Raw genomic sequence first — 22,114 nt, forward strand, 5'->3', positions numbered from 1 at the left:
ACCATCGCGGCCATGGCTTCCGCACCCGAACGCTCCCTGAGCAACGGCATCGCTATCGGTCTCGGCCTCGGCCTGTCGATCGGCACGGTATTCGGCCTCACCGTCTTCGACAATCTCGCCATCGGCATCGGCTTCGGCATGGCGATCGGTCTCGCCCTCGGAATCGCGTTCTCATCGGTGTCGAAGCCCGACTCCGATGATTCGAAGGGCGAGGACACCGATCAGCCGGGAGACTGACGCCCACACAGCCCAACGGTTCGCCCCGCTTCGGCAAACCATCCGCGATCGGCCCGACGCGCCGCGTCCCGGTGGGCGACCCGAGAAGCCGATGGCGGACAATGAGCGAACGCGAGCGACCGCCCATAGGCAGTGGACCCGATGGTGAGAATGGTCGCTTCGACACAAGGTGTTGTGTTGCTCGGAGTTGTCACCCACTAGGAGTAGTGTTCTGGGTGTAGGGAATTCCGTGACAGCAGCGTGCTGGGATGTGCGCGGGAAAGGCGTGGAGGCAGGATGAAACTGATCGATCGGGTGTCGGCCATCAACTGGAATCGGGTGCCCGACGAGAAGGATGCCGAGGTCTGGGACCGGCTGACCGGCAACTTCTGGCTGCCGGAGAAGGTGCCGGTGTCCAACGACATCCCGTCGTGGAACACCCTCACCGCCGACGAGAAGCAGCTGACCATGCGGGTCTTCACCGGCCTCACCCTGCTCGACACCATTCAGGGCACCGTCGGCGCGGTGAGCCTGATCCCCGACGCGCTCACCCCGCACGAGGAAGCGGTGCTCACCAATATCGCGTTCATGGAGTCGGTGCACGCGAAGAGCTACAGCTCGATCTTCTCGACGCTGTGCTCGACCCGCGAGATCGACGACGCCTTCCGCTGGTCGGAGGAGAACCGCAACCTCCAGCGCAAGGCCGAGATCGTACTCGACTACTACCGCGGCGACGATCCGCTCAAGCGCAAGGTCGCCTCAACGCTGCTGGAAAGCTTCCTGTTCTATTCCGGCTTCTACCTGCCGATGCACTGGTCCTCGCGCGCCAAGCTCACCAACACCGCCGATATGATCCGCCTGATCATCCGCGACGAGGCCGTGCACGGGTACTACATCGGCTACAAGTATCAGAAGGGCCTCGAGCAGCTCGCCCAGCCCGAACGCGACGAGCTGAAGAACTACACCTTCGAGCTGTTGTTCGAGCTGTACGACAACGAGGTCGAATACACCCAGGACCTCTACGATGAGGTCGGCCTCACCGAAGACGTCAAGAAGTTCCTGCGCTACAACGCCAACAAGGCCCTGATGAACCTCGGCTACGAAGGCCTGTTCCCGAAGGACGAGACCGAGGTCAACCCGGCGATCCTGTCGGCGCTGTCCCCCAATGCCGACGAGAACCACGACTTCTTCTCCGGCTCCGGGTCCAGCTACGTCATCGGCAAGGCGGTCAATACCGAAGACGAGGACTGGGAGTTCTAGACCCACACCCTCGCTCGCCCGATACCGCGATTCGATCGCGGTATCGGGCTCGAGCTATTTTGTCGGTGACCGGGCCTCGGGGGTCCGGTCGTGTACCGAGGGGGATCGTTGTTCCGTCGCTTGACGCTCATCGGCGCGTTGGCCGCCTGTTCCGTGGCCTGCCAGGACGAGGTACCACCCGTCGCCGCGCCCACATCCACTCCCGCGGCGGCATCGGCGCAATTCTGGTCGACCGTGCCGCAGACCGATGATCAGCGCTGGGAGGTCCTGCGGCGTATCCGCGCGATCGATCCGTGTGCGCTACTGCCGCGTGAAGTCCTGAGCACCCACGCAGCAGTGCGGACGGTCACCTCCGACGGACCGCTGCCGACCGGCTGCCGCGCGGTACTCGAATCGGGTGGGCCGGAGCCGATCGAGATCGAATGGGCCGCGCAGAAGGGGCCGCTGCGCGGCGGATTCACCGAGACCCGCCGACTCGGCGATATCGCCGTGAACGTCGACCCGCCCGAGCCCTCCACCTCGTCCGTACCGGCGACCTGCCGTTTCACCGCGCAGTTCCCCGCGGAGGTCATCGTCTTCTTCTCGGTCGAGGCGGCCGCGCCCGCCGATCCCTGCGCGATCGGCGACCCGCTGCTCGACACCGTGCTGACCCGCTGGCGTACCGAACCACCGCATGGGACCTCACCGGATACCGCGACGACTGTCCTCACCGGCGCCGATCCGTGCGCGGTGCTGCCCGCGCTGTCGGTGGCGCCGGAACCCGCGGGCGATCAACTGGTCCAGATGTGCGAATTCCGGCACGACGGTGAAGAGATGGTCATCTCCTACAACTACGACGGCACCGCGACCCTCGATGAGGACGAGAAGACCGAACTCGACGGCCGATCCGTGTACCGCAGCCAACACCAGGACTTCCACATCTACAGCGCCGCCGTGGGTGAGCGGATCGCGGAAGGCGAATCGTACGAGGGCGATATCGTGCCCGTGGTGTCGGTGACCGGTAAGGACGAGGACATGGTCGAACGAACGATGCGTGAACTACTGGCCCGGTTCACCTGACCCGCCCGGCACCACGATTCGATGGTGGCCTCGGGCTCGAGATATTTTGTCGGGTGACCGGTCCTCGCAGTGGGTCGGCGTGCACCCGAGGGAGTTCCGTTGTTGCGTCGCCTGACGATCATTGCCGCGGTATTGGTGGGCGGGGTCGGCTGTCAGCAGCAGAGCACTTCCCCGTCCGTCGACCAGATCTGGTTCACACCCGCGGTGTCGGAGGCCGAGGTCTCGGACGTCTTCCACCGGATCCGCAATGTCGATACCTGCGCGCTGATCCCGCGGTCGGCGCTGGAGGAGCAGGGCAAGGTCGAATACGTGCGGGTGGGCGGCCAGACCATCAATGGTTGCCGGGCCCGGTTCGACGCCGACGGATCGGCCGTCGAGGCCACATGGTCGCTGGTGTGGGCGCCGCAGGCCAGTGCGATCGAGGAGACCCGCAAGGTCGGTGATGTCAAGATCGAGGTGCTGTCGCCGGAGGATCTGGGGTCCACCGCAGAGCCGAAGAACTGCTGGACGACCGCCGAATTCCCCTCCATGGCACAGATCTTCCTCGATATCGAGGCGCCGTCGCCGGTCGACACCTGTGCGATCGGCAATGCGTTGATCGACACCGCGATCGAGCAACTGCCGACCAGCCCCGCCTTCGGCGCCTCACCGGATGCCGTGCGCACGGTACTCACCGGCGCCGATCCGTGTGAGGCGCTCCCGAAGCTCGGCGCCACACCGCTACCGGTGCACGATTATCAGGTCGCTCAGGTCTGCCGGTTCGGCAGTGCCGATGCGCCGACGGCCATCGAATACGCGTACCAGGCCGACGACGAGATCAACCGCGACGAGACCATCACCATCGACGGACGCCCGGTCCATGTGGGCCGCGCGGGCGACGGTCAGTTCATCGGCTACACCTTCGCGGTGGGCCAGGAACTTCCCGGCGGCGCACTGCCCATCATCACGGTTCTCGGTAAGAACAAGCAGGAGGTCGAGCGGACCCGCGATCAGTTGATGACGATGTATCCGCTGCCCTGATCGCGAGCCATACGCTCAGATCCCGAGTACCACCTTCGCGGTCGTGAAGTAGATGATCAGCCCGGTGGCGTCGACCAGCGTGGTCACCATCGGCGCCGACACCACCGCTGGGTCGATGCGCAGCCGCTTGGCCAGCAGCGGCATGGTGCCGCCGATGGTGGCGGCCCAGGCGCAGATGACGATCAAGGTGATCCCGACCACCACGGCGATGCGTGGGCCGACGAAGAAGGCGCCGATGACCACGCCCGCTCCGGCCAGCATGGCGCCGAGCACCAACCCCACCCGGCATTCACGCCAGATCACCTTCAGCAGATCGCCACCGCGCACCTCACCGACCGCGAGCGCGCGCACGCAGGCGGTGGCCGCTTGCGCACCCGCGTTACCGCCCGCGCCGATGAGCAGCGGAATGAACAGCGCCAGCTGCGCGGCCTGTTCGAGGGTGCCTTCGAAGTAGTCGGTGACGCTGACGGTCAAGGTCGCCGCGAGCAGCAACAACAGCAGCCACAGCGCGCGGTAGCGCGCGAGCTGGAACACCCCGGCGGCCATGTAGTGGCCTTCCCAGGGCGCCGAACCGGACTGTTTGGCGACGTCCTCGCTGTCGGCGGCCTCGATGACCTCCACCGCGTCGTCGAAGGTCAGCAGCCCGACCAGGCGGTCCTCGCTGTCGACGACGGGCAGATTGAGGTCGTTGGTCTCGCGCATCAACCGCGCCGCCTTCTCCGCGGAGTCGGTGGCGCGCACGAACGCCGGTTCGGTGACGACGAGATCGGCGACCATCGTTTCGGGAGTGCTGAGCACCAGCTCACGTAGTTCCACGATGCCGCGCAACCGGCGCCCGGCGTCGACCACCGGCAGGGTGTAGACGGTTTCGGCGCCGGTACCTTTGAGCTGCACGGTGCGCAATGCCTCGGCGACGGTCAGATTCCCCGGCAGCGCAACGACTTCCGGCGTCATGTACCGCCCGACCGAGCCCTCCGGGTAGCCGAGCAGCGCCGCGGTCATCCGACGTTCGCGCGGGCTCAACCCGGCCAGGGCCTTCTTGGCGACCTTGGCCGGAGCCTCGCGCAGCATGCGGGCACGGTCGTCGGGCGCCATCGCCTCGACCAGCTCGCGGAAACTCTGCTCGCGCATGCCCTCGAGGATCTGCTGCTGGTCGACCGGTTCGAGTTCCTCGAACACCGCGAGCGCGAGGTCCTTGTCCAGCAGCCGGAAGGCGACACCGGCGCCGACGGCGTCCATGCGGGCGATCTCGTCGGCGATGACATGCGGCGGATGGGTGTCGAGCCAGTGCAGGGCGGCGTCGACGCGGTGGCGTTCGACGACGTCCTGGAGGGACTCCGACAGGGTGGGGCGCTCGTGGATCAGTTCGGTCTGCGACATGGCACGTCCTCGGCACAGCAGTGAGTTGCGAGAGTGAATCGGGAAAACGACGTCACACCGCGGGCGCTCACGCCAGTCGCTACCGCCGGAAGGACTTGCTACCGGGAATGCGAAGGCGCGGCGCCGCGCGGCCTTCGACTGGGAGGTTCGCTGCGCATTGCAACACCACCTCCTCCGAATTCGCCGCCGCGTCGTATCGCTGGCCAGCCCCTACCGGCGGACGGTCGACCACCGGTACTCATGCAAACGCAATCGTGTGCAGGATACATCCCATCTTCGCTATTGCGCGCATCGACGCCCGCCCCATCCGGCGTTTTGCTATCCGGGCGTGTCTTCGCCTTCGCGACCCGACGTGGAAGAACCCAGTGGGCCGGAAACCGTACTCGCGATGGTCATCTGCCCTGCCGGGTACGTCAGAGTTGCGGTAGGTAGCTGATCTGCACCTGCTCGGGCGGGCGGGTCCGGCTGATGTAGGTGCCGCGGCCGGGGGGTTGCGCGGTGGCGCGGACATTACCGATGAGCTTGCCCTCGTCGGGTGATCCGCTGAGGATCAGTCCGTCCGCCCCGAGTTCCCGCATCCGGCTCAGCACCGGATCGTACAGTGCACGGGAGGCGCCGGTGCTCGCCCGCGTGATGATCAGGTGCAGACCCAGGTCGAGCCCCTGCGCCAGGTAATCGACAAGGGGCGCAAGCGGATTGGCCGAGGTGACCAAACGCTCGTAGTCATCGATGACGATGAAGATCTGCGGTCCACGCCACCAGCTGCGATCCCGCAACTGCTGCGGTGAGATATCGGCGGAGGGCATCCGTCGGGCCAGTTCGCTCGCGATCTGTTGTACCGATGCCGCGACCCCGGAGACCGAGGGCGAATATTTGACCTGCGATATGCCGCCCACCAGGTCGAGCAATCCGCGCATCGGATCGGCCACAACGAGTACGGCCTCCTCGGCACCGAACTGCTGGGCCATCCCGGTGACGATATTGCCGAGCAGCGTCGTCTTACCCGAGGCCACATCGCCGAACACCAACAGATGCGGCTGTTCGGTGAAATCGAGCACGAGCGGGCGCAGATCGGACTCCCGTACGCCCACCACGACCCGGCCGCGGCTCTGGTCGATACCGGCCGCCGCGGCGAGCTCGAGCACCTGGGCGCGGGCGATACGGTCGGGCAGTGTGCGGATCTCGGGGGCCCTGCGGCCCGGATAGGCGTCGGCGAGCTGCCTGGCCGCGGCGGCAAGGAGCGCAGACGGCGGTTGGTCGGCCGTCGGCGTCGCCATGGTCGGCATGGCGATGAGCACGGTATCGGCGACGCTGGTGATCGCGGTCAATCCTCGGCCGGGCACGGTGGGTACCAGGGCGGCGGCCTTGCGATCGAATATCGAATCGGCCGGATCGTCGAGCCGCAGCTCCAGCCGGGTGCCGAACCGTTCGATCAGGCTGGGCCGGATATCGATCCATCTCGTGGTGGCGACGATCAGATGGATTCCGTACGGCAAACCTTCGACGGCAAGTCCGGTGAGGCGCTCGTCGAGTTTGTCGTCCCGTTCCCGGGCGTAGCGCCAATCGTCGACGACCAGGAAGACGTCACCGAAACGTGTGGCTCGCGCCCCGCCGTTCGTATTCTCGGTTGTTCGGCGCGCGAGTTCTTCACGCCGGGCACGGAATTCGATCATCGAGGTGATCCCGTGTACCCGGAACAGTTCTTTCCGATCCGTCAGCAACGATTCCAGCTCGGCGATCGTGCGCCGGACCCGGTCCGGATCGGATCGGCCCGCGACCGAACCCACATGCGGCAGCGCCGACAGCGCACCGAGCGCGCCGTCGAAATCGAGCAGATAGAACTGCGCGTATTCGGGCGGGTAGATCGCCGCGGTGGCCAACACGATCGTCGCCAGCGCCGTCGACTTGCCGGAACTGCGCCCACCGGCCAGCGCGATATTGCCGGATTTGCCGGAGAGATCCACGATCAACCCGGCCTGCCGGTGCCGCTGCGGCAGATCGAGCAGCCCGATCGGCACCCGCAGGCTCGGACCGCCCGGCTCGATCGATTCGATGACCTCGGGCCGGGCCAGGATATCGGCGACCGGTATCCGTTCCGGGAATTCCAACCAGATCCGATAGGCCGGACGGCCCTTCGACACCAATTGCGCGACCACCGATTCCACCATCGTCTGCTGCACGGCCGCCGCATCGCCGGACCGACCGGAGCGTGGATCGGGCAGGGAGGCGTAGGCGGCCTTGAACCGAACCGGTTCACCGGCTTCGGCCCGCAGATAGCCGTGGCCCGGCGCGCCCGGCAACTCGTAGGCGTCGGGAACACCGAGGATCGTGCGCGATTCGGCGGCCGAATAGGTGCGAAGGGCGATGCGATAGCTGAGGAAGGTGCCCAGCTCACGCATCCGCTCCTCCTGGAGCCGCGCGGTGGACAGCAACAGATGAACGCCGAGGGATCGGCCGAGCCTGCCGATCGCCACCAGCGTCTCGAGGAAGTCCGAGCGGGGCGCGGTCAGCAGATTGGTGAATCCGTCGATGGCCACGAACAGTGTGGGTAGCGGCGGCAGGGCCGCATCTCGTTCGCGGGCCAGATCGTAATCGCGCAGGCTCGCGAATCTGCCGGTGCGGTGCAGATGCTCCTGACGGCGCTCGAGTTCACCCTCGATCGCCAGCTGTAGCCGACGGATCTGGGCCGGATGCGAATCGAGCGCCGAGACGATCGAGGAGACATGCGGCAGCCCGGCCAGCCGGTCGTACACCCCCTCCCCCACCCCGTCGACCAGCAGGAAGTTGACCGCCTCCGGCGAATGGGTGAGCGCCAATCCGGCGATGATGGTGGTCAGCAGATTCGATTTCCCCGATCCGGCGGCGCCGACGAGAAGACCGTGCGGGCCCATGCCGTTCTCGGCGGCCTCCTTCAGATCCAGTTCGACCGGCTGCCCGTCCGGCGCGACGCCGATCGGAATCCGCAGCCGACCGCGCCAGCGCGACTGCCAGGCGGTATCCACATCGACCACACCCGAGGGCCCGAGCCCGAACAGCGTCGCGAAATCGACCTCACCGTCGAAGAGCGAACGCGCCGGGACCGGGGTGTCCGAATCCTCCGGCCGCGCGTCGACCACCCGGCTCACCAGTTCGGCGGCGCCGTCGGTGAGATCGGCGGCGCCCATCGTCTCCGGCGCGAGTTCCCGCAGGTCCGGCATGGCGATGCGGAACGGCCGCTGCCGGTAGAGCGCCCAGCCGGGACTGTGCGGCAGTTGCGCGGCGCGGTCGGGGTGGTCCCTGGATTCCTCGGGCCGGTGCAGTCGCAACTCGATATGGGCGGGCAGCAGATCGGCGAGCCAGTTCGGGATCTCGCTCCAATCGCGCGCCGTGGCGACCACGTGCACCCCGTATTCGGGTCCGGCACCGGCGATATAGCGCAGCGTGTCGGCGAATTTCGCGATCTGGTCGCTGAAATCGCCCCAGCGATCCAGCAGCAGAAAGATATCGGCGACCGAACCGACCGCCGGCAGTGATCGCGCGGCACGCAGGCTCGCGGGTGAGTCGATGTTGTTGGCCCGATACAGCTTCTTCCGGGTACCGATCGCGGTGACGATCCGTTGCAGGATCGCCTGCACCTGTTCGGGTTCGTCGTCGCCCGCGACCTCCGTGATATGCGGCAGCGCGGCGATCGATCCCAGTCGGTTACCGGCCTCCAGACCGTAGACCTGCACCTCGCCCGGTGTGTGGGTGAGCGCGAGCGATCCGGCGAGGGTGCGAAGCAGGGTGCTCTTACCGGCACCGGCGCGGCCGACCACCAGGAGGTTTCCATCGGTCCCGGCCAGATCGAGCCATACCGTCTCCCCCGGGGTGCCGTCCGGTCGGCGTTCCTGGCCGATCGGCACCTGGAGCCTGCCGGTGCCCCACCATGATTCGGCCCGCAAGCCGAGCGCGGGATCGCGTTCCAGCCGCCCCAACAGCTCGCCGAGCTGGACCCGTTCCCCGGTGTCCACCGTGCTCGGATGCCTGCGCCGGACCTTGGCGATATAGACCTCCTGCCGCAGCACACCGTAATGATTGGGCGTCTGCCTGCTGGTCCGGCCGCGCACCTCGGCACTGACGTAATTCCACAGATCGTAGGCGCTGATCAGTCCGCCGCTGTTGTCGGCGAGACCGGTGCTGATGCCCTTCACCATCGCCGCGGTGAACGCCGACAGCGGTTCCGAACGATCCGGGGTGGCTCGGCCGTCCTCGGCGGTTTCGACGGCGCTGGCCGCGGTCAGGATGCAGATGCCGTCACCGGCGGCCAGTTCCTCACCGACATCGTCGATGGTCGGGGTCGACTTCATCACGTCGGCGCCGAGGAAGGCGCCGCTGTAGCAGCAGTCGAGCAGGATGATCTTGGCCGCCGCGGCGGATTCCTTGATCATCTCCCGGATGAATCCGGCGGAGATCCCCGTGCTCGACACCAGCTGCGGATCGGTATTGCTGGTCGCGAGGTAGAGATTCTGGCGGGTGCGCAGGCCGTGACCGGAGAAGTACAGCAGGACCACATCATCGGGTCCGGCGTGGCGGAACAACCGCTCGATATTGCGCTCGATCTCGGCCTTGGATTCGTTCACCAGCAGATCGGCGGGCCGGAAACCGCCGATCTCCGGATCGCGCAACAACTCTCGCAGCTGCTCGGCGTCCTCGACCGGTGCGTACAGCCGTGACAGCCCGTCGAAATGGTAGGTGTCGTTGGCGATGAACAGTGCGGTGCGCTGGCCGGATTCGCTATTCATCGCCGAGCAGGTCGAGCAGCCGGTCCATCTGTTCGGCGGACGCTCCGGTGATGGTGACCTCGGTATCGCCCTTCTTGACCGTGATCGACCGCGCGCCCGAGCGTTCGATCAACGTGACGACGATGCCGTGGATCGCCCAGGCCACCGGCGTGAGCGCGCCCCCGGAGATCGCGAGTTGCCCAAGCTGTTCGACGACACCGGATTTCGTGCCGTCGGCGGCCGGTGCGGTGACCGTACGCACACTGATGCCACGCAGCTCCTCGAGATCACCGCGCAGCTCGTCGGTGATCCGGTCCAGCCGGTCCGGGCGGTGGCCCGGTGCGTCGTCGATTACGAACAGAACCTCACCCATCGCTGTTCGCCCCTCCTGGTCATCCACAGACGGTGTCCGACCACCATAGCCCCGGCCGCCACGAGTGCGCCGAAAGAGTATGGCGCGAACCGGCGTTCATCCCGGTCCGCGCCATATCGAGGCGAAGGTGGCTGCGCCTCAGAGCATGCAGCTCACGCAGCCCTCGACCTCGGTGCCCTCCAGCGCCATCTGCCGCAGGCGGATGTAGTACAGGGTCTTGATGCCCTTGCGCCAGGCATAGATCTGGGCGCGGTTGAGATCGCGGGTGGTTGCGGTGTCCTTGAAGAACAGCGTCAGCGACAGGCCCTGGTCCACGTGCTGGGTGGCCGCGGCGTAGGTGTCGATGATCTTCTCGTAGCCGATCTCGTAGGCGTCCTCGTAGTACTCGAGGTTGTCGTTGTCCATATAGGGCGCCGGATAGTAGACGCGGCCGATCTTGCCTTCCTTACGGATCTCGATCTTCGACGCCACCGGATGGATGGAGCTGGTGGAGTGGTTGATGTAGGAGATCGAACCGGTCGGCGGCACCGCTTGCAGATTCTGGTTGTAGATGCCGTGCTCCATCACCGACGCCTTCAGCTCGCGCCAGTCGTCCTGAGTGGGGATGTGCACGCCCGCGTCGGCGAACAGCTGACGCACCCGATCGGTGGTCGGCTCCCACACCTGGTCGGTGTACTTGTCGAAGTATTCACCGCTGGCGTACTTCGATTCGGGGAAACCGCCGAAGGAGGTGCCGCGTTCCTTCGCGATCAGGTTCGACGCCCGGATCGCGTGGTAGACCACGGTGTAGAAGTAGATGTTCGTGAAGTCGATGCCCTCATCGGAGCCGTAGTGGATCCGTTCGCGGGCCAGGAACCCGTGCAGGTTCATCTGCCCGAGACCGATGGCGTGCGAGGAGTTGTTGCCCTGTTCGATGGAGGGCACCGAGTAGATGTGGGTCTGGTCCGAGACCGCGGTCAGCGCCCGGATCGAGGTCTCGATGGTCTTGGCGAAGTCCGGTGAGTCCATCGTCTTGGCGATATTGAGCGAACCGAGGTTGCAGGAGATGTCCTTGCCGACCTTGGCATAGGACAGATCGTCGTTGAACTCCGATGGCGTGGAGACCTGGAGGATCTCCGAGCACAGGTTGGAGTGGGTGATCTTGCCCGCGATCGGATTGGCCCGGTTCACCGTGTCCTCGAACATGATGTACGGGTAGCCCGATTCGAATTGCAGTTCGGCGATGGTCTGGAAGAACTCGCGCGCCTTGATCTTCGACTTGCGGATGCGCTTGTCGTCGACCATCTCGTAGTACTTCTCGGTGACGTCGATATCGGCGAACGGCTTACCGTAGATGCGTTCCACGTCGTACGGCGAGAACAGGTACATGTCCTCGTTCTTCTTCGCCAGCTCGAAGGTGATATCGGGGATCACCACACCCAGCGAGAGGGTCTTGATGCGGATCTTCTCGTCCGCGTTCTCCCGCTTGGTGTCGAGGAAGCGATAGATATCGGGGTGGTGCGCGTGCAGGTACACCGCGCCCGCCCCCTGACGCGCGCCCAACTGATTGGCGTAGGAGAACGAATCCTCCAGCAGCTTCATGATCGGAATGACGCCCGAGGACTGGTTCTCGATCTTCTTGATCGGCGCACCGTGCTCACGAATATTGCTGAGCAGCAACGCCACCCCGCCACCACGCTTGGACAGCTGCAAAGCGGAGTTGATGGAGCGCCCGATGGACTCCATATTGTCCTCGATGCGAAGGAGGAAGCAGCTGACCGGCTCGCCACGCTGCTTCTTACCCGAGTTGAGGAACGTAGGGGTGGCGGGCTGGAAGCGGCCGTCGATGATCTCCTCGACGAGTTCGCGGGCCAGTACTTCGTCACCGGCGGCCAGCGTCAGCGCCACCATGCATACCCGGTCCTCGAACCGCTCCAGGTAGCGCTTGCCGTCGAAGGTCTTGAGCGTGTACGAGGTGTAGTACTTGAAGGCGCCGAGGAAGGTCGGGAACCGGAACTTCTTGGCGTAGGCCTGCTGGAACAGGCTCTTGATGAACTCGCGGCTGTACTGGTCGAGCACCTCGGGCTCGTAGTAGTTCTCGTCGATCAGATAATCCAGCTTCTCGTCCAGGTTGTGGAAGAAGACGGTGTTCTGATTGACGTGCTGCAAGAAGTACTGGTGGGCGGCTTCACGATCCTTGTCGAACTGGATCTCGCCGTCCGGTCCGTACAGGTTCAGCATCGCGTTGAGGGCGTGGTAGTCGAGTACCTCGCCGGTCTCCGCGGCCCGGATGGGGGCCTGCTCTAGGCGGGCCGTCTTACCGGTCGGTGCTGTCGTTGTTGCTGCCAAAACAATCCCAATCCCTCTCGGACGCGCTCGACGTCCTCCGCGGTTCCCATGAGTTCGAAGCGATACAGGTACGGCACCCCGCATTTACGCGAGATCACCTCGCCCGCATAGCAGAAGGTCTCGCCGAAGTTCGTGTTACCGGCCGCGACCACCCCGCGCAGCAGGGCGCGGTTGTGCGGATCGTTGAGGAACTTGGCGACCTGCCGCGGTACGAAGTCCTTATCGGACCGGCTCCCCCCGAGGACGTGCCGACCGCCCCCGTAGGTGGGGACGATCAGCACGTAGGGTTCGTCGACGCGCAGCGAATCGGCGGTGTGCAGTGGTATGCGAGTCGCCGGGAGGCCCAGCTTCTCGACGAAACGATGTGTGTTCTGCGATGCGCTGGAGAAGTAGACCAGCGCGTTGTCCGGTGATTCGGACATGGCCACCTCCCTCTGACATCGGAAGGCCGGATACGTCTGTTCAGGCCGCGACGGCCAGCGACTTGATGCGGTCGGGCCGGAAACCGGACCAGTGCACATCGCCCGCGACGACGACGGGGGCCTGCAAGTAGCCCAGCGCCATGACGTAGTCACGCGCCTCGGCGTTCTCGGAGATGTCGATGATCTCGTAGTCCACCCCGACCTTGTCGAGGGCCTTGTAGGTGGCGTTGCACTGGACGCAAGCGGGCTTGGTGTACACGGTGATGGTCATTGATGATGTCCCTCTCTCCTATGCCTGATCCACAGCCGGTGATCCGTATGCAGTGCATGTGACAGCAAGATCCGATGTTGCTGCGCAAACTCTTGGATCTGGCCCGAAATCCCCTGCTCGGGCCGGTCCGCACTGGGTCGGGCGAGGTGTTCGTGCATGCCCTGCTCCAGTACCGAAGACACTACACCTAGTGGCCGACACTTTGGAACAACACGACATGTTGCGAGTCACAAGAGTGAAATTCCGCTGCCGTAAGTCCCTGGACACTCGATTCGCAAGCCGACACGACAGTGGCGCAGATCACGATTCGGCGGCTCGGCGCTTCCTCAGCAAACCCTTGCATCACGCCGGTCACAGACGCCTCGAGCGCCTCCTGCGCCTATCGAGCCCCAGTGCCACCATGGCGCGGCGGGTCCGGCCCAGCGGCCGGAAACAGCGGTGCCGCCCTCGTCCGGAGAGGACGAGGGCGGCACCGGGAGGCAGTCGCACGATCAGGCCGATACGAGCTCCGCACGCGCGGAGCCGACCAGCTCGGCGATCGTGGCGCCCAGCTCGATCAGCGCCTCGGCGTCCTCGCGCGGATGCGCCGCGCCGAACCGCTCACCGATCGCGCCGAAATGCAGATGCGCCGTCTCGACCACCCGGCCACCGGCGATACCCACCGACTTGACCGCGTCGCCGTGTGCCCAGCGCGCCGCGTTCGGGCTGATCGACGCGCTGACCACCGCGACCGGCTCACCCTTGATGACACCCGCGCCGTACGGACGCGACAGCCAGTCGATGGCGTTCTTCAGCACGGCGGGCAGGGTGCCGTTGTATTCGGGAGTCACCAGCAGCAGCGCGTCGGCCTCGGCCGCGGCGGCACGCAACCGCTGGGCCGCGGCGGGCACCGAACCCTCGACGTCGATGTCCTCGTTGTAGAAGGGAATGTCGCCGAGCCCCTGATAGATCGTGATGTCGACATCGTCGGGTGCGATCTGCACCGCAGCCTCGGCGAGCTGACGGTTGATCGAACCTGCGCGAAGGCTCCCCACGAGGGCGAGGATGCGGATCTGGCTCATGATTTCTCCTGGTCTACTGGATACGACTGCCGATGTAAGCTATCGGGTAATAACCGGACCGCGGTCCGAATCATTCCGATCGGAGTAGGCGAGCCCCCCGTGAGCTACAACACCCCTATGACCGACCCCGTCGTCCCCGGCCACGTCGGCGAGGCCAGACCGCTGCTGACCATCGGCGCGCCGCTGCCGGGTACCGCGGTACCCACCGAACGCGCCGACGCCGCGCGCAACCGTCAACTGCTGCTGGACGCGGCCCAGCAGTTGGTGCGCGAGCACGGCGTGGACAGCCTGACCATGGACGCGTTGGCCAAACGCGCCGGTGTCGGCAAGGGAACGGTCTTTCGCCGCTTCGGCAACCGGACCGGGCTCATGCTGGCGCTGCTCGACCATTCCGAACGCAAGTTCCAGGAGGCGTTCATGTTCGGGCCGCCACCGCTGGGTCCCGGCGCGCCGCCGACCGAGCGACTGGTGGCGTTCGGCCGGGCCCGGCTGCTCGATATCGAGGTCGAGGGTGAGCTGTACCGGGCCGCCGAGATGGGTCCGGCCGACGAGCGCTACGGCGGACTGCCCTACAACCTGCTCAAGACCCACGTGTCGATGTTGTTGCGCGAAGCCGCGACACCGGACGATATCCCGCTGCTGGCCGATGCGCTGCTCGCCGCGTTGAGCGCGACGCTGGTACTGCATCAGATCCGCGCCCTCGGCTACACCAGAGACCAGATCGGCGACCATTGGGAAGGGCTCGTTCGGCGTGTGGCGGGACCACCGACGCCAGTAGAGTGAGCGGCTATGGGGAACCTGCGTGCACAGATCATCGCCGAACTCGGCGTCCTGCCATCCATCGAGCCGAAAACCGAGGTCCGGCGCCGGATCGAGTTCCTCAAGGACTATCTGCGCGCCTCCCACACCACGGGCTACGTCCTCGGCATCAGTGGCGGCCAGGACAGCGCCCTTGCCGGGCGGCTGTGCCAGCTGGCGGCCGAGGAACTGCGCGCCGAAGGGGTCGAGGCCACCTTCCTCGCGGTACGGCTGCCCTACGGCGTCCAGGCCGATGAGGCCGATGCACGCGTGGCGATGACCTTCGTCGCACCGGACCGGTCGGTGGTGGTCAATGTCCGGCCCGGCGCCAATGCCGTCGCGGCCGAGGTGGCCTCGGGTCTGAAGACCGATAAGCTGCGCGATTTCGTCCGCGGCAACATCAAGGCCCGCGAACGGATGGTGATCCAGTACGCCATCGCCGGACAGGAGAACCTGCTGGTGGTCGGCACCGACCACGCCGCGGAGGCGGTCACCGGATTCTTCACCAAGTTCGGCGACGGCGGCGTCGACCTGACCCCGCTCACCGGCCTCACCAAACGTCAGGGCGCGGCCCTGCTCCAGGAACTCGGCGCCCCCGCCTCCATCTGGTCGAAGGTCCCGACGGCCGATCTGGAAGACGATCGCCCCGCGCTGCCCGATGAGGAAGCACTCGGCCTGCGCTACAGCGAGATCGACGACTACCTCGAGGGCAAGGAGGTCACCGCGGAGGTGGCCGAGCGCGTCGAAGAGATCTTCACCAGGACCCGCCACAAGCGCACCGTTCCGGTCACCCCGCTCGACGACTGGTGGCGCTGAGCGCACCGCGCGGTAACGAGCCGGGCCCTGGATCCAACCGCCCGAGTGCCGGAGCGCCGCGAGACCAGCGGACGCGGCGGCCGCTGGGCCGCGCGGGCAGTCGCTGATCCCGCGGACGCCGGGTAGCCGCGGACGCTAGGACGACGAGGTCGGGCTCCCTCGCATGTCCCCGGCATCGGCCGCGATCACCTCGTCCAGCCGACGTCGCAGGTATCGAGCGGCCGGATCGTTGCCGATCGAGGCCAGCGCGCGGCGATAGTGTTCGGCCGCTTCCCGATAGCGTCGCGCCCGGCGCAGCAGCTCGGCGCGGGTGGCGGGAACCAGATGGCTGTGCGTCAGCCGCGGGTGATCGGCGATCTCGTCCAGGGCGTCGAGCCCGGCCTGCGGCCCGTCACGGAAACCGACGGCAACCGCGCGGTTGACCAGCACGGCGGGCGTCGGGGCGCAGCGGCTCAGCTCGTCGTAGGCGGCGACGATCGCGGTCCAATCGGTCTGTTCCCAGCTCGGTGCGACAACATGCGCGGCAGCGATCCTGGCCTGCGCGAGATACTTTCCGCCGCCACCGTCCTCGGCGGCCGTGACCAGGCAGGACAGTCCGGCTCGGATACGCGCCCGATTCCAGCCGCGGCGATCCTGCTCCTCGAGCGGTACGAGTTCGCCCTCGGCGGTACGACGTTGGGCGCGGCGGCTGTCGGTGAGCAACATCAACGCCAGCAGCGCCCGCGCCTGCGGTTCATCGGGCAGCAGTGCACACAGCAGGGTGCCGAGCCGAATCGCCTCATCGCACAGCTCATCGCGCACGGCCTCGGGTCCCGAGGTCGCGAAATATCCCTCGGTGAACACCAGATAGATGCAGGCCAACACCGCCGGCGTGCGTTCGGCCAGCAGCGCGGCGGGCGGGACCCGCAGCGGTATGCCCGCCTCGTGGATTCGTGCCTTGGCGCGGCTGAGTCGCTGCGCCACCGTCGGTTCCGGTTGCAGGAAGGCCCGCGCGATCTCGGCCGTGCGCAGTCCGCACACCAGTCGTAGCGTCAGCGCGACCCGGGATTCGGGCGCCAGCGCGGGATGGCAGCAGGTGAAGATCATCCGCAGTTGATCGTCGGCGATCGTCGACACGTCCGGCTCCTGGTTATCGGGTGCGAGCTGGGCGGCGGCGTATTCCTTTGCTTCCCGCGAGGATTCCCGACGGAGACGGTCGAGGGCACGATGCCGGGCGGCGGTGGTGATCCAGGCGCCCGGATTGGCGGGCATACCGCGCTGGGGCCAGGTGCGCATCGCATCGGCGAACGCCTCCTGCACCGCGTCCTCGGCCAGACCGATATCGCCGGTGAGCCGCGCCAGCGTGGCGACCGCCCGGCCGAACTCGGCGCGGTAGATGCCGTCGAATTCGACCGGATCGGTCATGGAGACACCGCTATTCGCCGAGGTCGACGATCTGGCGCAATTCGGTGCGGCCCTTGGCGCCCATCGGAATCAGGGCCGCGATCTCCGTCGCGGCCTGCCGATCGGGTGCCGCGAACAGGTAGAGGCCGTCCACCACCTCGGCCGTTTCGGCGAACGGACCGTCGGTGATGGCCAGTTCGCCTTCGCGCGTGCGCACTGTTGTGGCCGTCGATGGCGGACGCAGCGCGCCGCCGCCGCGGATCACCGCGCCGACCCGGTCGGCGAACCGCTGATGCTCGACGACCATGACGTCCCATTCGGAAGTGTCCGGCTCGACCACCGCATCGGCGCGATTCCACAGCAGCGCCATCCACCAGTCGGCGGCCGGTGTGTCGTGCGGCATCCACTGCACCAGTGGACGGAGTTCGATCGCGCCCGATTCCACCGCTGGCAGTTGCCTGGCGAGCTGGATGGCCTCGTCCAGATCGGTGACGTCGAAGACGTAGAACCCGCCGACCACCTCGGCGCCTTCGGCGAACGGACCATCGGTGATCAGCGTGGTGTCACCGTCGCGGGTGATGTTCACCGCGGCGCTGGACGGATACAGCGCCGCACCGCCGGCGATGGCGGTGGCGACCCGTGCGTCGAACTCCGCATAGCGTTCGACCTCCGCGTCGAACTCGGGGCTGCCCGGAAGGGCTTCCGGATCGTCATCGCGCCCGACGAGCAATGCCAGGTAGTGCATGGCGTCATCCTTCCTCGAATCGGAGGAGCCCGATACCCCTCTCATCACTACGACGGATGGGGAGCGCGGTTCTCTACACGCGAGGTCAGCCGCCCGCGAATGGTGGCAGCACGTCGACTCGCGGTGTCAGTGCGGTGGCGGCGTCGCGGGTGAGTTCGTCGCCGACCAGATAGGCGCAGACGTCGAGCATCTTGTCCAGATCGGGGCCGTAGGCGCGGGCCAGCGCGGTGCGCAGATCGCCGACCGTGGCGTCGGCGGGTAGGTCGAGCGATTCGGTGTCCTTGCCGACCGCGTCGGCAATGGCGGCGAAATAGCGGACCTCAACCACCGATGGCTCCCATCGTCCGTTCGGGTGGGACGAAACCGGCCGCGTCGATGCCATGGCCTGCCCATTTGTTCCACATCGCGCCGCGCCACAGTTCGGCGATCTCGGCGTCGTCCGCGCCCGAGCGCAATACCGCGCGCAGATCGAACTCCTGATCGCTGAACAGACAGGAACGCAGCATGCCGTCGGCGGTGAGCCTGGTGCGATCGCAGGTACTACAGAAGGTGCGCGTCACCGAGGCGATGATGCCGACGGTCGCGGGGCCACCGTCGACCAGCCACCGTTCGGCGGGCGCCGACGGATCGGGCCGCCCGGCGGCGGTGAGTTCGAATCTGGCGCCGAGCACACCGAGTAATTCGGCGGCGGTGACCATATTGGCCCGCGCCCATTCGTGGTCGGCATCCAGCGGCATCTCCTCGATGAACCGCAGTTCACAGCCCTCGTCCAGACACCAGCGCAGCAGGTCGGGCGCACCGGCCAGGGTCTGGCGCATCAGTACCGCGTTGACCTTCATCGGCGCCAATCCGGCGTCGCGCGCGGCGCGGATGCCGGCGAGCACCGCGTCGAGCCGGTCGCGCCGGGTGAGGGTGGCGAAACCGAACCGGTCGACAGTATCGAGCGAGACGTTGACCCGGCCGAGACCGGCTCGCGCCAGCGCGCGGGCCCGGTGTTCCAGGCCGACACCGTTGGTGGTCATGGCCAGCGGCGTGTCGGGGACCTGCGCATGGCAACCGGCGATGATGTCTTCCAGATCGCGGCGCATGAGCGGCTCGCCGCCGGTGAAACGCACCTCGTGCACGCCGAGTTCCCGCACCGCGAGGGTGACCAAGCGCACGATCTCCGCTGCGGTCAGCAGTTCGTCGCGCGGAATCGGGGGCAGACCCTCCTCCGGCATGCAGTAGGTGCAGCGCAGCGAGCATTTCTCGGTGATGGAGACCCGCAGATCGCGCGCGATGCGGCCGAATCGGTCCACGAGCAGCGGCGTATCGGGGCGGCCGTCGAGCGAGGGACGCCCTGACCGCACGGCGGGGATGCCCATCTCGACCAGCGTCACCCCTCCATTATGACCCGTCGACTCGCCGGTACCGCGCTGCCGTCGCCGTCGCCCGACCTCACACACCGGCGTCCATCCAGGTGAGATACGAGCGGTGACCACGTCCGCGACCTGCGATTAGGCTGATCCCATGACTCACCGGTCCGCCACCGTCGCAGCCCGGTCCGTCGACGAGTATCGCGACAGCATCGAAGCGCTGCTGCGCCCGCTCGCGGCGCGGCCGGTCGAGACCGTCGCCGTGCCCGCCGCCCTGGGCAGGCAACTGGCCGATACCGTGCGCGCGCCGCTGGATCTGCCGGTGTTCCGTAACTCCGCGATGGACGGCTACGCGGTGCGCGCCGAGGACGTCGCGGTCGCGCCGGTGCGACTGCCGCTGTCCGGTGTGGTCGCGGCCGGTGATCCCGGTCGGGAACCGCTGGCGCCGGGGACCGCGCGCAAGATCATGACCGGTGCGCCGGTGCCGCCGGGCGCCGATTGTGTGGTCCCGGTGGAGGACGCGACGGCTGCGGCGGGCACCGTCACCATCGAGCGGGGCCGCAGCCGAGGCGAATTCGTGCGCGAGCCGGGCACCGATGTGCGCGCGGGCGAGCAGCTGGTCGGTGCGGGCACCCTGCTGGCGCCGCGGCATATCGCGGCCCTCGCCGCCGTGGGATTGCCGACCGTTCAGGTATTCCAGCCGGTCAGGGCCGCGGTGATCACCAGCGGTGATGAACTCGTGCCCGCGGGCTCCGCCTTGCGTCCCGGACAGATCTACGACTCCAACGGCATCGCCTTGGCCGCCGCGCTCGCCGCCAATGGCGTCACCGTGACCGCCGTCGAGCACAGCGGCGATCAGCCGGACCGGTTCCGCGCGACCCTGGCCGCGGCGACCCGTGACGCGGACGTGGTGTTCACCACCGGCGGGGTGTCCAAGGGTGATTTCGAGGTGGTCAAAGAGGTTCTCGAACCGATGGGCGGATGGTTCGGTTCGGTCGCGGTGCAGCCGGGCGGACCGCAGGGCCTGACCGTCGTCGACGGGGTGCCGGTGCTCAGCTTCCCCGGTAATCCGGTGAGCGCGATGGTCTCGTTCGAAGTATTCGCACGTCCCATACTGCGTCGGCTGGCGGGGCTGGCGGAGGTCGAGGTGTTCGAACTGCCGCTGCTGAGCGCGATCCGCTCACCGCGGGGCCGGCGCCAGTTCCTGCGTGGGCGCCTGGCGCATTCGGCGGGCGGGCCGCGCGCGGTGGAAGTGGTGTCCGGGCCGGGATCGCATCTGGTGGCGAGTATGGCCGCGGCCGATGTGCTCATCGATGTGCCCGCCGAGGTCGGTGCCCTTCCGGTCGGGGCGGCTGTGCGAGTGTGGTCGCTGTGAACGAGTTGTCGCATGTGGACGCCGAGGGCCGCGCCCATATGGTTGATGTGAGCGCCAAGGCCGAAACCGCACGGATCGCGGTCGCGGCAGGCGAATTGCGCACCACCGCGGCGGTGGTCGCGCTGGTGCGGGCCGATGATCTGCCCAAGGCCGATGTGCTGTCGACCGCGCGGATCGCGGGTATCGCGGGAGCGAAGAAGACCTCCGAGCTGATTCCCCTCTGCCATCAGTTGGCACTGTCCTCGGTGAAGGTGGCGTTCGGGTTCACCGAAGATTCGATCACCATCGAGGCCACGGCGAAGACCACGGGCCCCACCGGTGTCGAGATGGAGGCGCTGACCGCGGTAGCGGTCGCCGGGCTGACGTTGCACGATATGGTCAAGGCCGTCGATCCGGCCGCCGTACTGACCGGGGTCAGGTTGCTGACCAAAGACGGTGGGAAACGCGGACATTGGGAGCGGTCCGGCGCCGCCACCGGCGACGGGGTGGTCGACACCGCGGCACCGGAGGGGCCGGTCACCACACCGGCCGCGGCCGAACCCGCGACCTCCACCGCATCGGTTGCGCCGGGCCGCACGGCGGTCGTGCTCGTCGCCTCGACCGGCGCCGCCGCCGGCACCCGCACCGACACCACCGGACCGACGCTCGCCACCTGGTTGACCACACTCGGTTTCACCGTGCGCGGACCTCTGATCTACGCCGACGCCGATATCGCGGCGGGCCTGTCGGACGCCCTGCGGGAGTCCCCCGCCCTCGTGGTCAGCACCGGCGGCACCGGCGCCTCCCCCACCGACACCACCCCCGAAGCCACACTGGCCGTGCTGGATCGGGAGCTGCCCGGCGTCGCCGAGGCCATCCGGCAGCGCGGCACGGCCAAGTTTGCGCTCGCGGCGCTGAGCCGTGGCGTCGCGGGTCTGGCGGGTCGGACGGTGATCGTGAATCTGCCGGGCTCCCCCGGCGGCGTCAAGGACGGTATCGCGGTGCTCGAACCGCTGCTCGAGCATCTGCTCGCACAGGTCGCAGGAGGCGGTGACCATGACAACGGGTGATCTGGTGCGGTTGGCCGAGATCAGCGATCAGCCCCTCGATCCGGCCGCGGTCGACACCGCCGTAGCAGGGCCCGAGCACGGCGCGGTCGTGGTGTTCACCGGTGTCGTGCGCAATCATGATGGCGGGCAGGCGGTTTCGGCGCTCGAATATTCGGCCCACCCCGAGGCGCCGCGCTTCCTGCGCCGGTGTTGTGCGGAGCAGGCCGCCTCGTCCGGGCTGCCGGTGGCCGCCGTCCATCGGGTGGGTGATCTGCGGGTCGGGGATCTGGCCATCGTCGTCGCGGTCGCCGCACCGCATCGCGCCGAAGCGTTCGCCGCATGCGCCGAGTTGGTGGACCGGATCAAGCACGAGGTGCCGATCTGGAAGCGGCAGCGGTTCGCCGACGGTTTGTCGGAATGGGTCAACGCCTGCGGCTGATATCGTCGCCGCCGAGACAGTCTCCCGCACGCCCCGAATGTCGCAC

General features: G+C 67.1%; 20 protein-coding genes. 9 read left to right on the plus strand and 11 right to left on the minus strand.

Going from position 1 to position 22,114, the window contains the following annotated elements:
- The first annotated feature begins 12 nt into the window (after positions 1-12).
- The 4 genes from QH168_RS01740 to QH168_RS01755 all read left to right on the plus strand — a co-directional run bounded on the left by QH168_RS01740 (position 13) and on the right by QH168_RS01755 (position 3,555).
- Complete coding sequence (locus QH168_RS01740; RefSeq protein ID WP_280232587.1) at positions 13-237, plus strand: hypothetical protein; 225 nt, start codon at positions 13-15, stop codon at positions 235-237.
- Positions 238-513: 276 nt separating this feature from the next.
- Entirely contained in the window at positions 514-1,476 is a 963-nt protein-coding gene (gene nrdF / locus QH168_RS01745; protein ID WP_280232588.1) for a class 1b ribonucleoside-diphosphate reductase subunit beta, read from the plus strand.
- A 108-nt stretch (positions 1,477-1,584) separates the two neighbouring features.
- Positions 1,585-2,535, plus strand: a complete 951-nt coding sequence (locus QH168_RS01750; protein ID WP_280232589.1) for a hypothetical protein — start codon at positions 1,585-1,587, stop codon at positions 2,533-2,535.
- Positions 2,536-2,634: 99 nt separating this feature from the next.
- Positions 2,635-3,555, plus strand: a complete 921-nt coding sequence (locus QH168_RS01755; RefSeq protein ID WP_280232590.1) for a hypothetical protein — start codon at positions 2,635-2,637, stop codon at positions 3,553-3,555.
- A 15-nt stretch (positions 3,556-3,570) separates the two neighbouring features.
- On the opposite strand, the gene mgtE is transcribed toward QH168_RS01755, so the two are convergent.
- The 7 genes from mgtE to QH168_RS01790 all read right to left on the minus strand — a co-directional run bounded on the left by mgtE (position 3,571) and on the right by QH168_RS01790 (position 14,129).
- Positions 3,571-4,935, minus strand: coding sequence for a magnesium transporter (gene mgtE, locus QH168_RS01760; RefSeq protein ID WP_280232591.1), 1,365 nt, complete (start codon positions 4,933-4,935; stop codon positions 3,571-3,573).
- A gap of 413 nt (positions 4,936-5,348) precedes the next feature.
- On the minus strand, positions 5,349-9,695 hold the full coding sequence (gene eccCb, locus QH168_RS01765; protein WP_280232592.1) for a type VII secretion protein EccCb: 4,347 nt from the start codon (positions 9,693-9,695) through the stop codon (positions 5,349-5,351).
- The gene (locus QH168_RS01770; RefSeq protein WP_280232593.1) at positions 9,688-10,047 is read right to left on the minus strand and encodes an effector-associated constant component EACC1; all 360 of its coding nucleotides are present in this window, start codon (positions 10,045-10,047) and stop codon (positions 9,688-9,690) included. Before QH168_RS01770 ends, eccCb begins: the two co-directional genes overlap by 8 nt.
- A 138-nt stretch (positions 10,048-10,185) precedes the next feature.
- Positions 10,186-12,267, minus strand: coding sequence for a class 1b ribonucleoside-diphosphate reductase subunit alpha (gene nrdE / locus QH168_RS01775; RefSeq protein WP_280232623.1), 2,082 nt, complete (start codon positions 12,265-12,267; stop codon positions 10,186-10,188).
- Positions 12,268-12,329: 62 nt separating this feature from the next.
- Positions 12,330-12,797, minus strand: a complete 468-nt coding sequence (gene nrdI / locus QH168_RS01780) for a class Ib ribonucleoside-diphosphate reductase assembly flavoprotein NrdI (RefSeq protein WP_280232594.1) — start codon at positions 12,795-12,797, stop codon at positions 12,330-12,332.
- Positions 12,798-12,837: 40 nt separating this feature from the next.
- A complete protein-coding gene (locus QH168_RS01785) occupies positions 12,838-13,068 on the minus strand; it encodes a redoxin NrdH (RefSeq protein WP_280232595.1) in 231 nt (76 codons plus the stop codon).
- 491 nt (positions 13,069-13,559) lie between these two features.
- Positions 13,560-14,129, minus strand: a complete 570-nt coding sequence (locus QH168_RS01790) for an NAD(P)H-dependent oxidoreductase (RefSeq protein ID WP_280232596.1) — start codon at positions 14,127-14,129, stop codon at positions 13,560-13,562.
- A gap of 117 nt (positions 14,130-14,246) precedes the next feature.
- Between QH168_RS01790 and QH168_RS01795 the strand changes: the two genes are divergently transcribed.
- Positions 14,247-14,912, plus strand: coding sequence for a TetR/AcrR family transcriptional regulator (locus QH168_RS01795; protein ID WP_280232597.1), 666 nt, complete (start codon positions 14,247-14,249; stop codon positions 14,910-14,912).
- 6 nt (positions 14,913-14,918) lie between these two features.
- Positions 14,919-15,743 (plus strand): ammonia-dependent NAD(+) synthetase, encoded by an 825-nt coding sequence (nadE, locus tag QH168_RS01800; RefSeq protein ID WP_280232598.1) that lies wholly within the window; start codon positions 14,919-14,921, stop codon positions 15,741-15,743.
- A gap of 135 nt (positions 15,744-15,878) precedes the next feature.
- On the opposite strand, the gene QH168_RS01805 is transcribed toward nadE, so the two are convergent.
- The 4 genes from QH168_RS01805 to moaA form a co-directional block, all read right to left on the minus strand.
- The gene (locus QH168_RS01805) at positions 15,879-17,147 is read right to left on the minus strand and encodes an RNA polymerase sigma factor (protein ID WP_280232599.1); all 1,269 of its coding nucleotides are present in this window, start codon (positions 17,145-17,147) and stop codon (positions 15,879-15,881) included.
- A gap of 10 nt (positions 17,148-17,157) precedes the next feature.
- On the minus strand, positions 17,158-17,871 hold the full coding sequence (locus QH168_RS01810) for a YciI family protein (RefSeq protein ID WP_280232600.1): 714 nt from the start codon (positions 17,869-17,871) through the stop codon (positions 17,158-17,160).
- Positions 17,872-17,956: 85 nt separating this feature from the next.
- Positions 17,957-18,199 carry a MoaD/ThiS family protein gene (locus QH168_RS01815; RefSeq protein ID WP_280232601.1) on the minus strand — a complete coding sequence of 81 codons (243 nt, stop codon included), beginning with the start codon at positions 18,197-18,199 and terminating at the stop codon, positions 17,957-17,959.
- Positions 18,192-19,250, minus strand: coding sequence for a GTP 3',8-cyclase MoaA (moaA, locus tag QH168_RS01820; protein WP_280232602.1), 1,059 nt, complete (start codon positions 19,248-19,250; stop codon positions 18,192-18,194). Before moaA ends, QH168_RS01815 begins: the two co-directional genes overlap by 8 nt.
- Positions 19,251-19,380: 130 nt before the next feature.
- Here moaA and QH168_RS01825 point away from each other — a divergent pair, with 130 nt between their 5' ends.
- Genes QH168_RS01825 through QH168_RS01835 form a run of 3 tightly spaced genes read left to right on the plus strand, consistent with a single transcriptional unit; the run spans position 19,381 to position 22,068 of the window.
- Positions 19,381-20,601, plus strand: coding sequence for a molybdopterin molybdotransferase MoeA (locus QH168_RS01825; RefSeq protein WP_280232603.1), 1,221 nt, complete (start codon positions 19,381-19,383; stop codon positions 20,599-20,601).
- Positions 20,602-20,639: 38 nt separating this feature from the next.
- Positions 20,640-21,650 carry a bifunctional molybdenum cofactor biosynthesis protein MoaC/MoaB gene (gene moaCB / locus QH168_RS01830; RefSeq protein WP_432421014.1) on the plus strand — a complete coding sequence of 337 codons (1,011 nt, stop codon included), beginning with the start codon at positions 20,640-20,642 and terminating at the stop codon, positions 21,648-21,650.
- A complete protein-coding gene (locus tag QH168_RS01835) occupies positions 21,637-22,068 on the plus strand; it encodes a molybdenum cofactor biosynthesis protein MoaE (RefSeq protein WP_280232624.1) in 432 nt (143 codons plus the stop codon). Before moaCB ends, QH168_RS01835 begins: the two co-directional genes overlap by 14 nt.
- The last annotated feature ends 46 nt before the right edge of the window (positions 22,069-22,114 follow it).

The organism is Nocardia cyriacigeorgica, assembly GCF_029868385.1.
Classification (GTDB): Bacteria; Actinomycetota; Actinomycetes; order Mycobacteriales; family Mycobacteriaceae; genus Nocardia; species Nocardia cyriacigeorgica_F.